The following is a 13,511-nucleotide window of genomic DNA, read 5'->3' on the forward strand; positions in this document are numbered from 1 at the left end:
TGTCGCAGTTACCATTGCCACATGCCCATGTACGAGTTTCACGTCGAGGCCCAGGCCCAGTACGAGCCGGAGCAGTCCATGCCCCAGCAAGGCCTGTTTCGCTTCGCCTACACCATCACGGTCACCAACACCGGCGAGGGCGCCGCGCAGCTGATTGCGCGCCACTGGCTGATCACCGACGCCCAGGGCGCGCAGCAGGAAGTCCACGGCCTGGGCGTGGTCGGCCGCCAGCCGATGCTGCAGCCCGGGGAGTCGTTCCGCTACAGCAGCAGCTGCGAGCTGCGCACCCCCAGCGGCACCATGCAGGGCCGCTACCTGTGTGTCACAGAAGCCGGGGAAACTTTCGACACCCCGATCGCTCTGTTCGTGCTGGATATCGACCCGTCGGCCACGGGCGCGGATATCCCGTCTCCCCCCTCTCGCACCCTGCACTGAATGCCCCATCCCACCCACGACCTCCCACGCCTGCTGGCGGAACTTGACCCCCACGCCGAGCTGGCGGAACGCCACCTGTGGCTGATCCATGTGCTGGAGTGGGTCCGGGCCGCCGAACCCTCGGTCGAGGTGGCGCTGGGTCGCGTGGAGTCGCTGGTGGCGGCGATCGAGGCCGATGCCGATCTGCGCCAGCGCCTGCAGGCCTGGTGGCTGGCGTTCATCGACCGCGTGGACATCACCACCTTGCTGGCCGACTTCGGGTTTGCGCCGCGCACGGCCATGATCACCGAGGTGTCGGAGCGCCTGCGCCACAAGCTGCTACCCGGCACGCCCGAGACCATCGATGCCTCCGAGCTGTTTTCCATCGCCCTGCCCAGCGAGTTCGATGCCCGCTGGCTGATCGCCCTGCCCGAGCCGCTGCTGCAGCGCCTGGCCGCGCTGCTGGCCCCGGCCGACAGCCAGGGCGCCAGCTTCTGGCAGCACGCGCTGCTGAATGCCATCACCTACTGCGCGGGCCAGATCCTGGCCAACGGCTTTGCGCCCGAGCTGCGCCTGCGCATGAGCGAGGAGGCGCGCGAGCAGCGCCCCTTCCACGACCTGATCCGCGATGTGGAGAGCCTGCGCATCGAGGTGCTGCACGGCCTGCGCACCACCGACCGGCTGGAAGAGGCCGAGAAGCGCCTGCGCGAACGCCTGGATGCCTGCCGAGCGGCCATCGGCACAGTCTACCAGCACTTCGGCGATGAAGGCATCTCCGTCGGCCTGGTGTTCCGCGTGCGCCAGCTGCGCACGCGCATCGTGCGCATCCGCCAGTTGCTGGACTGCCTGACCAGCGCGCACACCGAGCAGGACGCCATGCGCCTGCTGGCGGGCTTCGTCAGCGTCGGGCGCGAGCGGCGCAGCCTGCGCTCGCTGCTGTCCACCAACTCCTCGCTGCTGGCCGCCAAGGTCACCGAGCGCAGCGCGGAAACCGGCGAGCACTACATCACCCGCAACAGCCGGGAATACCTGCAGATGCTGCGCCGGGCGGCGGGCGGCGGCCTGGTCATGTCCGTGACCACCCTGGTCAAGTTCGGCCTGGCCGCGCTGGCGTTTTCCGCCTTCTGGGGCGGGTTCTGGGCCGGCCTTAACTACGCCATCAGCTTCGTGCTGATCCAGCTGCTGCACTTTACGGTGGCCACCAAGCAGCCGGCGATGACGGCACCGGCCATGGCCTCCAAGCTCAAGAACATCAATGAGGACGGGGCCATCGAGACCTTTGTGGACGAGGTGGCCAACCTCACCCGCAGCCAGGTGGCGGCCATCCTGGGCAATGTGCTGGTCGTGTTCCCGGCCGCACTGGGCCTGGCCTGGCTGTTCAGCCGGGCGCTGGGCCACCCGCCGCTGGACGTGGTGCACGCCACCCAGGTGCTGGACTCGCTGAGCCTGCTGGGCCCCTCGCTGCTGTTTGCGGCCTTCACCGGCGTGCTGCTGTTCGTCAGCAGCCTGATCGCCGGCTGGGCGGAAAACTGGTTCGTGCTGCGCCGCATGGACTCGGCCATGCGCTACAACCCGCGCATCACCCGCCTGCTGGGCGCACCGCGCGCCAAGCGCTGGGGCGACTTCTGGCGCCGCAACATCTCCGGCTTTGCAGCCAACATCTCCCTGGGCCTGATGCTGGGCCTGACCCCGGCGATCGCCGGCTTCTTCGGCCTGGGCCTGGAAGTGCGCCACGTTACCCTGTCCTCGGGGCAGCTGGGCGTGGCCGGTGCCACCTTCGGCTGGGAGATCGTGCATGACGACGCTTTCTGGTGGGCCGTGGCGATGTTGCCCTTCAACGGCGCCCTCAATGTGCTGGTAAGTTTCTACCTGGCGTTCCGCATGGCCTTGCGCGCGCAGAACGTCACCGGGGTGGAGCGCTCGCGCATCTACGCGGCCATCCGCCACCGCCTGCGCACCCGCCCCCTGAGTTTTTTCAAGCCCTGAGCCCACCGGCCCAGACCGGGCAGCCCGCCGGGCCTGCCCTTGACGAGGAGACCCCCCTAAGGATGAAGGTATGACCCCAGATCCCACCTTTTGGGCCCAGTGGCTCAAACCCTCTGCAGGCCTCGACACCCTGCAATGGTCGCTGCTGCTGGCGCTGGCCGCGCTGATCGGCTATGTGTTCCAGCGCCATCTGCAAATGCCCAAGGTGCTGGGGTATGCCGTGGTCGGCACCCTGGCCGGCCTGCTGGGCTTCAGCGCCACCACCTGGCCGCTGCAGGGCCCGGCGCTGTTCGCCCTGGAACTGGGGGTGTCCATCATCCTGTTTGAATGCGGGGGCCGCATCACCCTGCGCTGGTTCCGCCACAACCCCATGGTGCTGGTGCAAAGCCTGCTGGAAGCGGCGCTGACCTACTTCGCCGTGTTCTACGCCTTGGTCTGGCTGCAGGTGCCGCCCACCACGGCCACGCCGCTGGCGCTGATCGCCATGGCCGCCTCGCCCGTGGTGCTGACGCGCGTGGTCAACGACACGCGCGCGGCCGGCCCGGTGACCGACCGGGCCATCGCCCTGGCCACACTGTCCACGCTGTATGCGCTGACCCTGGGCAGCGCCAAGGCCGAAATCTTCGCCCGGCCCTCGGCCTCGCTGTGGCAGGACATCACGCCCGTGCTGGTGGTGCTGGGCGTGTCGGTGGCGGTTGCCGCCCTGCTGTGCCTGGCGATGCGCCTGGCGCTGCAGCTGATGAGCCCGACCAGCGAGAACACCTCCATCCTGATGCTGGCGCTGATCGCGGCGGCCACCGCGATTGCCGCGCACCTGGGCGGCTCGGCCCCGCTGGCGGCGCTGCTGGGCGGCATGCTGCTCAAGCAGCTGCACCAGCGCCCCTGGGCCTGGCCGCGACAGCTGGGCACGGCCTCGTCGCTGCTGACCCTGTTGATGTTCGTGCTGGTCTCCACCGTGGCGGCCCAGGCCTCGTGGAGCGGGGCCGTGGCCCTGGCCGTGCTGGCCCTGGTGGTGGCCCGCCTGCTGGCCAAGGCCGTGGGCGTGGGCCTGGGCAACATCAGCACCGGCGCCAGCTGGCGCCAGGCGGTCTGGGTGTCGTGCGCCATGGCGCCGATGTCGGCCGTGGCGCTGCTGATCACCTCGCAGTTCGCCCAGGCGGCACCGGAGCAGGCCCAGGCCATCTCGGCCACGGCCCTGCCCGCCATCCTGCTGCTGGAGCTGCTGGGCGCCATCCTGGCCACGCTGGCCCTGCGCCGCGCCGGGGAAACCTCGCCCAAGGCGCAGGCGGCCCTGCCCACCCCCCAAGACGGAGCCTGAACATGCCTTTGGAAGCCTTTCAGCAGTCCGAACCCCTGACCCTGGGGGTGGAGCTGGAGCTGCAGCTGGTCAACACCCACGACTACGACCTGGCGCCCTACGCCACCGACATGCTGCGCCTGATGGACAAGCACGCCCTGCCCGGCAGCGTAGTGCCCGAGATGACCAGCAGCATGATCGAGGTCTCGACCGGCATCTGCCGCAGCGCGGCCGAGGTGCTGAGCCAGCTCACCCCCATCCGCGACGCGCTGGTCAAGAGCGCCGACAAGCTCAACATCGCCGTGGTCGGCGGCGGCACCCACCCCTTCCAGCTGTGGCACCAGCAGCGCATCTACGACAAGGCGCGCTTCCACGAGCTGTCGGCGCTGTACGGCTACCTGACCAAGCAGTTCACCATCTTCGGCCAGCACATCCACATCGGCTGCCCCGATGCCGATGCCGCGCTGCTGATGCTGCACCGCATGAGCCGCTACATCCCGCACTTCATCGCGCTGTCGGCCTCCAGCCCCTACGTGCAGGGGCAGGACACGGCGTTTGACTCGGCGCGGCTGAACTCGGTGTTCGCCTTCCCGCTGTCCGGGCGCGCGCCCTGCGTGCTGAGCTGGAAGGAGTTCGAGCAGTACTTCGACAAGATGACCGCCACCGGCGTGGTCAAGAGCATGAAGGACTTCTACTGGGACATCCGCCCCAAGCCCGAGTTCGGCACCATCGAGATCCGCGTGTTCGACACGCCGCTGACCATCGAACGCGCCGCCGCCCTGGCGGGCTATGTGCAGTCGCTGGCCGCCTGGTTCCTGGAGGCCCAGCCCTTCACCCCGGCCGAGGACGACTACCTGGTCTACACCTACAACCGCTTCCAGGCCTGCCGCTTCGGGCTGGATGCGGTCTACGTCGACCCGGCCACGGGCCAGCACATGCCGCTGTCCGAGCACATCCTGCAGACCATCGACCAGATCACCCCCCAGGCGGCACGCCACGGCGCAGCCCCGGCGCTGCAGACATTGCGCAGCGACGTCGCCAACAGCCACAATGACGCACGTTGGCTGCGCGAACGCCAGGCACGGGAACAGCTGCTGGGCGAGGTGACGCGCCAGGCCTCGCGCCGGTTCCGGGGCGAGGCCATTTAGGGAACACCGGGGGCAACCCCAAAAACATAGCTGCATGCGCTTGTCAAACAATGCTTTCGAACCAAAATGTGCTTGAAACGCTTGAATGACAAGCGCAAACCGCTACTTTTTTATCATGGGCGAATTCGAACTGATCCGCAAATTCTTCCAGCGCCCGGTGCGCCGCTCGCCCCTGGGCGTGGGCGACGACTGCGCGCTGCTGGCGCCCGCGCCCGGCATGCAGCTGGCCGTGTCCAGCGACATGCTGGTCGAAGGGCGCCACTTCTTTGCGGACGTGAATCCCCAGTTGCTGGGCCACAAGGCCCTGGCCGTGAACCTCAGCGACCTGGCCGCCTGCGGTGCCCGGCCCCTGGCCTTCACCCTGGCGCTGTCGCTGCCGCGCGCCGATGCCGCCTGGTGCCAGGCCTTCAGCGACGGCCTGTTCGCCCTGGCCGCGCAGCACGACTGCGAACTCGTCGGCGGCGACACCACACAGGGCCCGCTGAACCTGTGCATCACCATCTTCGGCGAAGTGCCCACCGGCCAGGCCCTGCTGCGCAGCGGCGCCCAGGTCGGTGACGACATCTGGGTCAGCGGCACCCTGGGCGACGCACGCCTGGCGCTGGACGCCCTGCTGCGCCAGCACGCCCTGCCCCCCGCCGTGCTGGCCCAGGCGCGCCAGCGGCTGGAGCAGCCCACCCCGCGCGTGGCCCTGGGTCAGGCGCTGCGCGGCATTGCCAGCAGCTGCCTGGACGTGAGCGACGGCCTGCTGGGCGACCTGGGCCACATCCTGGACGCCAGCGGCGTCGGCGCCTGCATCGACGCCAACATCACGCGCGGCCTGCTGCATGCGCGCCGCCACCCGCTGATGGCGGCCCTGGCCACCACCCGCATCGACGCCTGCACCCTGGCCGGCGGCGACGACTACGAGCTGTGCTTCACCGCCCCCGCCAGCGCCCAGACCGCCGTGCGCGAGGCGGCCCAGCAGAGCGCCACGCCCGTCACCTGCATCGGCCGCATCGAGGCCCAGCGCGGCGTGCGCGTCATCGCCCCCGGCGGCCAGCAGCTGCCGCTGCGCTTCGCCGCGTTCGACCATTTCGCCTGACGCCGGGCTGGCCGGCGCCCCCTGCGCGACTTCTACAATCGCTCCATGGAACCCATCACCGACGTGCAGCCCAAGCGCTTCACCGCACACCCCGGGGCCGGCGCGTCCGCCGCACCGGCCAGCGCGCCCCCACGCCCCAGCGTGCGCTTCCTGCTGCAACACCCGGCCCACCTGATCGCGCTGGGCTTCGGCTCGGGCCTCAGCCGCGTGGCGCCTGGCACCGTCGGCACCCTGTGGGCCTGGCTGGCGTTCCTGGTGCTGCAGCTGTGGCTGACACCCGCACAGATCGGCTGGCTGATCGCCGCCAGCCTGCCCGTCGGCTGGTGGGCCTGCACCGTCACCGCCCGCCACCTGCGCGTGGCCGATCCTGGCCACATCGTCTGGGACGAAGTGATTGCCATGTGGATCGTGCTGTGGCTGGCCATGCCCATGGGCTTTTGGGGCCAGCTGAGCGCGTTTGCACTGTTCCGTTTCTTCGATGCCGCCAAACCCGGCCCCGTGCGCTGGGCCGACCGCCTGTGCAAGGGCTTCGGCCCGCGCGGCGGCTGGGGCATCCTGCTGGACGACCTGGTGGCGGCCTTCTGCACCCTGCTGGTGCTGGCGGTGTGGCGCCACCTGTTCGGCTGAGGCCGCCCATGACGGCCGCGCCCGACCTTGCCCCCACCGTGCGCCAGCTGGCGGCGGCCCTGCAGCAGCGCGGCTGGCTGATGGCCACCGCCGAAAGCTGCACCGGCGGCCAGATCGCCGCCGCCTGCACGGACCTGGCGGGCTCCAGCCTGTGGTTCGACCGCGGCTTCGTGACCTATTCCAACGCCGCCAAGACCGAGATGCTGGGCGTGCCTGCCGCCCTGATTGCCACGCACGGCGCCGTCAGCGAGGCCGTGGTGCGCGCCATGGCCCACGGCGCGGTGGCGCACTCCCAGGCCCAGGTCAGCGTCGCCGTCAGCGGCGTGGCCGGCCCCAGCGGGGGCAGTGCCGACAAGCCCGTCGGCACGGTCTGGCTGGCCTGGTGCGTGCAGGGCCAGGTGCACAGCCGCGTGCACCACTTCCCCGGTGACCGCGCGGCCGTGCGGGCGCAGACCACGGTCCTGGCACTGCAACATTTGGTGACAACCCTCCAGCCACCCTGAGCGCAGGGGTCCCCCACCCGTCACGGCGACAACCCCGGCACGCAGTCAGACGGTCGATTCCCCCTAAAATCTCCCGCTTTGTCAGCCAAGCGCTTACAGGCGAAAATGCGCGGGCTTTATCCACTCCCCCTCTTTGTTCCGCAGAGAAAGTGCTTCTATGTCTCTTCCGCCCGTGCTTTCCTGGCTTCGCGCTGCCCCCATGCTCCAGCCAGGACGGTGGATACGACCTGTAACAGCCGCCAGTTTGATGTGTGTTATGGCCGCAGCCACACCGCTGGCCCAGGCGGCCGCTGCGCCCGCCGCCGAGGTGCAACAGCTGGTTGACCAAGGCAAGATCAACGATGCCGCGCAGCGCGTGCAGACCCTGCTCAAGCAAAGCCCCCAGGATGTGCAGCTGCGCTTTCTGCAGGGCGTGATCGCGGCCGAACAGCAGAAGTACGACCAGGCCATCCAGGTCTTCACGGCCCTGACACGCGACCACCCCCAGTTGCCCGAGCCCTACAACAACCTGGCCGTGCTGCACGCCGCCAAGGGCGAGGACCGCAAGGCCGCCCAGGTGCTGGAACAGGCCATCCGCACCAACCCCAGCTACGCCACCGCCCATGAGAACCTGGGCGACCTGTACGCCCGCATGGCCGGCGACGCCTATGCCAAGGCCTTGCAGCTGGACAACAACCGCAAGCCCGCGCCGCCCAAGCTGTCGCTGATCAAGCAGATCTTCCCGACCTCCGGCACCGGCGCCGCCGTGGTCGCGGCCGCACCGGCTGCGGCGCCCCGCCCCGCCGCGGTCGAGCCCAAGGCTCCCGCAGCACCCGCCCCCACACCGGCACCGGCAGCCCCTGCGCAAGCTGCGGCCCCCGCACCGGTGGTGACACCGGCTGCTGCGCCAGCACCCGCCCCGGCGCCCGCGGCCACCCCACCTGCACCAGCCGCCCCGGCCGCCGCCGTGGTCGAGAAGGCCGACAAGACCGAGAAGGCCAAGGAAGGCCCCTCGGCCCACCAGCAGGCCGTCGACGCGGTGGAAAAGGCCGTGCTGGCCTGGGCCAAGGCCTGGGAGCAGCAGAACATCAACGCCTACTACGCGGCCTACAGCCCCCGCTTCGATCCCCAGGGCGGCACCCTGGCGGCCTGGAAGCAGGAGCGCAAGGACCGCATCGTGGGCCGCGACGCCATCACCGTGGCGGTGCGCAACCTGAAGGTCACGCTGGACGGCGACAAGGCGGCCGCCAGCTTCCAGCAGTACTACGCCTCCGGCAGCTACAAGGCCACCACCCGCAAGACCCTGCGCATGCAGCGCGAGGGCAACCAGTGGCGCATCGTCCGAGAAGAAACAGGCCGCTAATGTCCCGCGATCCGATCCGTAGCCCCTTGTCCCCCCTCCGCCCGCGCTGGCTGGCCACCTGCCTGGCCGGCGCCGCGCTGGCGGGCAGCCTGGGCTGGACCTCCACCGTCTGGGCCTCCTCGCAGGCCCAGGAGCTGGCGCGTGCCGAACAGCGCCTGGTCGCCATCCTGGCGCAGATCGAGCGCCGCGAAATCAACGCCGCCCTGCGCGCCGTGGCCGAGCTGACCGAGGAGGTGCCTAACTTCCGCGCCGCCCAGTTGCTCTACGCCGACCTGCTGCGCATGCGCACCGGCAGCGGCCCCATGGGCGCCCAGTTGGCCCAGACACAGACCACGCCCAGCACCAGCAACCGCAGCGTGGCCGACCAGAGCATTGCCCCGCCCGAGTTCTTCCAGGGCCTGCAAAGCGAGCTGCAGCGCCGCCGCCAGGCCGCGGTCGACCTGCCGCCACCGGGCATGATCCCCAGCAACTTCCTGCACCTGAGCCCCTCGGTGCGGCATGCGATCGCCGTGGATGCCAGCCGCTCGCGGCTGTACGTGTTCGCCAACGGCCCGCAGGGCATGGAGCTGATCTCCAACTTCTACGTCACCGTGGGCCGCAACGGCGTGCACAAGCGCGCCGAAGGCGACCAGCGCACACCGCTGGGCGTGTACTTCGTCGGCCGCCAGATCCCTGGCGAGAAGCTGCCCGAGCTGTATGGCAAGGGCGCGCTGACGGTCAACTACCCCAACGACTGGGACCGCCTGCAGGGCCGCACCGGCAGCGGCATCTGGCTGCACGGCGTGCCCTCCGACCAGTTCGCGCGCGTGCCCCAGGCCAGCGATGGCTGCGTGGTGCTGTCCAACCCGGACATCAGCTTCCTGATGGAGTCCATCGACCGCCGCACGCCGGTGCTGATCGCGGAAAAGCTGGACTGGGTCACCCCGCAGTGGACCACCCAGCAGCACAAGCAGGACAGCTTCATGCAGGGCCTGGAGCAGTGGCAGACGGCCTGGCGCCAGGGCGACACGCAGCGCCTGTCGGCGCTGTACAGCGCCGAGCTGGCCGGTGCCGAGCCGCTGAGCAAGCGCCGCAGCCGCCTGTCCTCGTACGGCCCGCTGGCCAGCCTGGCGATCGATGACATGTCGGTCTACAACTGGCGCGAGGCGGCTGGCGAGATCCGCATCGTCAACCTGCATGTGGCGACCAAGGGCGGCAACAGCCCCACCGTGCGCCAGTACTGGCGCAAGCAGGACGGGCGCTGGCAGATCTTCTCGGAAGACGTGCTGAGCTGAGAACTACGCGCCGCGCGACACCCCGCAAAAAAGCCCGCTCGCATCGCGCCAGCGGGCTTTTTGGTGTCCGGCCCAGGGCCAAGGGCTGCTCAGGTTCTCATGCGCTGCACCAGGCGCTGGCTCTGGGCGTCCAGGCCCACCAGTTCCACCGTGCAGCCATGCTGCTGCAGGCGCTGCACCACCTTGTCCAGGGCGCCGACGGCGGTGATGTCCCAGAAGTGCGCGCCGCTGACGTCGATGCGCACCGGCAGCCCGGCGACGGCACGCACGTCGAAGCTTTCCACCAGCGCATCGGCCGAGGCAAAGAACACCTGCCCGCTGACCCACCAGGTGCGCGCCCCGGTGGCCGGATCATCGGCATGGCGCACCTGCAGCATGTGCGCCACCTTGAAGGTGAAGAACACGCCCGACAGCAACACCCCGGTGATCACGCCCGCCGCCAGGTTGTGCGTGGCGATGGTGATGACCACCGTGGCCAGCATCACGCCGCTGGACAGGCGCGGGTGGCGCACCAGGTTGCCCAGCGACTTCCAGTCGAAGGTGGAGGCTGAGACCATGACCATGATGGCCACCAGGGCCACCACCGGCACCTGCGACACCCAGTCCTTGAGCGCCACCATCAGCACCAGCAGGAACACCCCGGCAAACAGCGTGGACAGGCGCCCGCGCCCGCCGTATTTCACATTGCCCACGGCCTGGCCGATCATGCCGCAGCCGGCAATGCCGCCAAAGACGCTGGAGGCCATGTTGGCCAGGCCCAGGCCCGTGCATTCGCGGTTCTTGTCGCTGGGGGTGTTGGTCATCTCGTCGACCACGGCGGCGGTCAGCACCGACTCCAGCAGGCCGACCATGGCGATGGCCAGCGCCGGCAGCAAGATGATGCGCAGCGTCTCCAGGCTGGCAGGCACCGCGGGCAGGCCGAACTGCGGCAGCGCCTCGGGCAGCCGGCCCAGGTCGGCCACCGTGGCCACGGGCAGGCCCAGCAGCGCCGCCAGCACGGTCAGCACCACCACGCAGATCAGCGGCGAGGGGATCAGGCCGAACAGCGTCAGCCCCAGGCGCTGGCCCAGCCACGGCAGGCCGTAGATCAACAGCAGGCCCAGCGCCAGCAGGGCCCAGGTGGGCGCATTCGCCCCGTGCAGGTGCGGCAGCTGGGCGGCAAAGATCAGGATGGCCAGCGCATTCACAAAGCCGGTGCGCACCGAGCTGGAGACAAAGCGCATCAGCACGCCCAGCTTGCACAGGCCAAAGACGATCTGCAGGGCCCCGGCCAGCAGGCCAGCGGCAAACAGGTAGGGTAGACCGTGCGCCGCCACCAACGGCGCCGCCACCAGGGCCACCGAGCCCGCCGCCGCCGACACCATGGCCGGGCGCCCGCCGAAGACGGCGATGACGATGCTGATGACAAACGAGGCAAACAGCCCCACGGACGGATCGACCCCGGCGACGAAGGAGAAGGCGATCACCTCCGGAATCAGGGCGAAGGTGGCGACGGCGCCGGCCAGCAGTTCGCGCGGAATGCTGGGCGCCCATTCCGCACGCAGGCGGGCAAGCAGGGGCAAGGACATGGACAGGTGCAACGAGCGGGGCGGAGGGCGGGGTGGGACCTGGCGGTCACCCACAAAAAAGGAGCTGCCAGCGCTGGATATGGCTAAGTTTCAGAGATAAAACCATCTGAAACCCTTTGCATACCAGCGCCAGCAGCTCCTTTTCAAGAAGCGTGCCGGGACGGATTCCGCCCCGGCGTTCCGGCATTCAGGCGATCAGGCGCCGCAGCACTTCTTGAACTTCTTGCCGCTGCCGCAGCTGCAGGCATCGTTGCGGCCGGGTTGGTCGCCCTTGACCACGGCCTCCACGCGGGGGCCGATGCTGCGCCACAGCTGGCGCAGGTCGTACACGGCCCAGATGGCTTCGCCGAACGCGTCCAGGCGCTCCTGGCTGGTGGAGGCGGGGCCTTCCTCGGCGTACAGGTTCAGCGCGGGCTCGCCGTCGTCGTCCTCGGTCAGGTCGACCACGAATTCCATGGCCGCATCCAGCATCTGCGCGGCTTCCTTGTCGCGGGGGGCGGCCCATTCCTCGGCCCAGTTTTCCACCACGAACATGAAGCCCAGGGCCCAGACCTGGGCGAAGGACGGGATCTCCTCATCGGCCAGCTCGGCCCGCTCGGCCTCGGGCAGCATCAGCACGGCACCCCGGGTGTCCATGACTTCGGGCTGGAAGGCGGCCTCGTCCTGCAGGGACTTGATCTCGGTGTCCAGCTGGGTGCGCAGCTCGGCCATGCGCAGCGCGGCCAGCTCCAGGAAACGGGCCTGCTGGGCCGCGTCCAGAAAGGCTTCCAGCTGGGGCAGGGGCTGGCCTTCGGCCACGCTCAGCGCCTCGCCGTCACCCAGCAGCATGGGCAGCCATTCGTTCGCGGGGATCTCGCGGCGGGTGCAGACGATGGCCGCCAGGAAGCCGTCGCAGAACTCCCACTGGGGGATTTCCTCGGCGCGCTCGCGCATGGCTTCCAGCATCGCGTCCAGCTCCTCCAGCATCTCGGTGCTCAGGGCGGATTGGGGTTCCAGGGTGTCAGGGGTATCGGTCATGGGACGGTGTCGGTGTGCGGGGGAGGGGCCGGGGCGATGGCAGGGCCGTCGCGGGGGCCGGAAGGTGGCGGCATGCGCAGGCATGCAGCGCCGTTGCCGCGCAGTGTAGCCCGCAGGCCAAGTCCGCGTCGCGCACCCTGGCGTTGTCGACCCGCGCGCAGCCCCTGGCGAACAAGGCACAATCGCCGCACCGACCGCCGGCCTGCCCGGAGGCCCCTGTTTTTCTGGACCGACTGCCTGTGCCTGCTTCCGCGACCGCCCCCGACTACGACGCCTTCCTCCACGCCCATGTGCAGAGCCAGCCGCACAGCGTCATGCGCTACGACGTGGACGGGGAGAGCCTGTGGGTCAAGCGGGCCGGCGCCACCGTGCCGGGCTGGCGCCTGCGGGTGCTGGGCGCGGCCGCCAAGGCCTTGCGCATGCCCGTGCTCAGCCCCGTGCCCAACCCCGGCGGGCGCGCGGCCATGGCCATCGAGGTGGCGCGCCTGCAGGACCTGCAGCGCCGCGGCCTGCGCGTGCCCACCGTGCTGGCGCACTGCGCCGACGGCTTTGTCATGCGCCACCTGGGCGCCCCCGGCCAGGAAACGCCCAACCTGGGCAATGCGATGGAAGAAGCCATGCCCCGCGGCGCCCACGCCGTGCTGGCGCTGTGGAAGCAGGGTCTGCAGGCGATTGCCAAGGTACACAAGGCCGGCACCTGCCTGAGCCAGGCCTTTGCGCGCAACCTGGTGCGCTGCCCCGATGGCGTGATCGGCTACATCGACTTCGAGGACGACCCCGCCGCCCACCTGCCCCTGGCCGTGTGCCAGGTCCGCGACGCCCTGTGCTATGCCCACTCCACGGCCTGGATCCTGGCGCAGGCCGGGGCGCTGGAGCCGGCACGCGCGCAGTGGAAGGCCTGGGTCAGCACCCTGTCGCCCGACGCGCGCGAGTTGCTGCACGCCTCCATCGCGCGCATGGCCTGGGCCGGCCGCCTGCCCGACAGCCGCCGGTTGGGCCGCGACGCACAGCGCCTGCGCAGCGCGTTCGAACTGGTGCGCGCCGACCGCTGACGCCCCTGACCCCGCCACAGACCACCCCATGCCGCCTGGCCCGAGAGTGCGCGCCCACGCACCAGGCGCTGCCGCACCCTGCCGGCGAGCGGTTGCACGACCGCCGGTAGAATAAATAACATAGCACTATATGCAATAGCCACAAGCTATTTCATGCCATTTGACCGTGGATCGTGCCCCCTGCCGCGATAGCGACCGT

12 protein-coding genes are annotated in these 13,511 nt (G+C 69.8%); 10 read left to right on the plus strand and 2 right to left on the minus strand.

Annotation, left to right across the window (positions count from 1 at the left end):
* The first annotated feature begins 21 nt into the window (after positions 1–21).
* The 9 genes from apaG to KAQ61_RS15500 all read left to right on the plus strand — a co-directional run bounded on the left by apaG (position 22) and on the right by KAQ61_RS15500 (position 9,675).
* Positions 22–435, plus strand: coding sequence for a Co2+/Mg2+ efflux protein ApaG (gene apaG / locus KAQ61_RS15460; protein WP_043383781.1), 414 nt, complete (start codon positions 22–24; stop codon positions 433–435).
* On the plus strand, positions 436–2,400 hold the full coding sequence (locus tag KAQ61_RS15465; protein WP_043383778.1) for a site-specific recombinase: 1,965 nt from the start codon (positions 436–438) through the stop codon (positions 2,398–2,400). It abuts the gene before it with no gap.
* A 70-nt stretch (positions 2,401–2,470) separates the two neighbouring features.
* Complete coding sequence (locus tag KAQ61_RS15470; protein ID WP_210929741.1) at positions 2,471–3,718, plus strand: cation:proton antiporter domain-containing protein; 1,248 nt, start codon at positions 2,471–2,473, stop codon at positions 3,716–3,718.
* A gap of 2 nt (positions 3,719–3,720) precedes the next feature.
* Entirely contained in the window at positions 3,721–4,845 is a 1,125-nt protein-coding gene (locus KAQ61_RS15475; protein ID WP_210929742.1) for a YbdK family carboxylate-amine ligase, read from the plus strand.
* 115 nt (positions 4,846–4,960) lie between these two features.
* On the plus strand, positions 4,961–5,929 hold the full coding sequence (thiL, locus tag KAQ61_RS15480; RefSeq protein WP_042417574.1) for a thiamine-phosphate kinase: 969 nt from the start codon (positions 4,961–4,963) through the stop codon (positions 5,927–5,929).
* Positions 5,930–5,974: 45 nt separating this feature from the next.
* Complete coding sequence (locus tag KAQ61_RS15485) at positions 5,975–6,556, plus strand: phosphatidylglycerophosphatase A family protein (RefSeq protein WP_154165098.1); 582 nt, start codon at positions 5,975–5,977, stop codon at positions 6,554–6,556.
* Positions 6,557–6,564: 8 nt separating this feature from the next.
* The gene (locus KAQ61_RS15490) at positions 6,565–7,059 is read left to right on the plus strand and encodes a CinA family protein (RefSeq protein WP_210929743.1); all 495 of its coding nucleotides are present in this window, start codon (positions 6,565–6,567) and stop codon (positions 7,057–7,059) included.
* 256 nt (positions 7,060–7,315) lie between these two features.
* Positions 7,316–8,401, plus strand: a complete 1,086-nt coding sequence (locus KAQ61_RS15495; protein ID WP_476728540.1) for a YybH family protein — start codon at positions 7,316–7,318, stop codon at positions 8,399–8,401.
* 26 nt (positions 8,402–8,427) lie between these two features.
* Positions 8,428–9,675 carry a L,D-transpeptidase family protein gene (locus KAQ61_RS15500; RefSeq protein WP_210929745.1) on the plus strand — a complete coding sequence of 416 codons (1,248 nt, stop codon included), beginning with the start codon at positions 8,428–8,430 and terminating at the stop codon, positions 9,673–9,675.
* Positions 9,676–9,764: 89 nt separating this feature from the next.
* Here the strand turns inward: KAQ61_RS15500 and KAQ61_RS15505 are convergent, their stop codons facing one another.
* Together KAQ61_RS15505 and KAQ61_RS15510 are read right to left on the minus strand one after the other, a co-directional pair.
* The gene (locus tag KAQ61_RS15505) at positions 9,765–11,243 is read right to left on the minus strand and encodes a SulP family inorganic anion transporter (RefSeq protein WP_210929746.1); all 1,479 of its coding nucleotides are present in this window, start codon (positions 11,241–11,243) and stop codon (positions 9,765–9,767) included.
* Positions 11,244–11,438: 195 nt separating this feature from the next.
* A complete protein-coding gene (locus KAQ61_RS15510; protein WP_210929747.1) occupies positions 11,439–12,260 on the minus strand; it encodes a YecA/YgfB family protein in 822 nt (273 codons plus the stop codon).
* A gap of 239 nt (positions 12,261–12,499) precedes the next feature.
* On the opposite strand from KAQ61_RS15510, the gene KAQ61_RS15515 reads away from it, so the two are divergent.
* The gene (locus KAQ61_RS15515) at positions 12,500–13,312 is read left to right on the plus strand and encodes a BUD32 family EKC/KEOPS complex subunit (protein WP_210929748.1); all 813 of its coding nucleotides are present in this window, start codon (positions 12,500–12,502) and stop codon (positions 13,310–13,312) included.
* Positions 13,313–13,511: the final 199 nt, after the last annotated feature.

The sequence above is a fragment of the Comamonas aquatica genome, from assembly GCF_018064205.1.
Lineage (GTDB): Bacteria > Pseudomonadota > Gammaproteobacteria > Burkholderiales > Burkholderiaceae_C > Comamonas > Comamonas aquatica.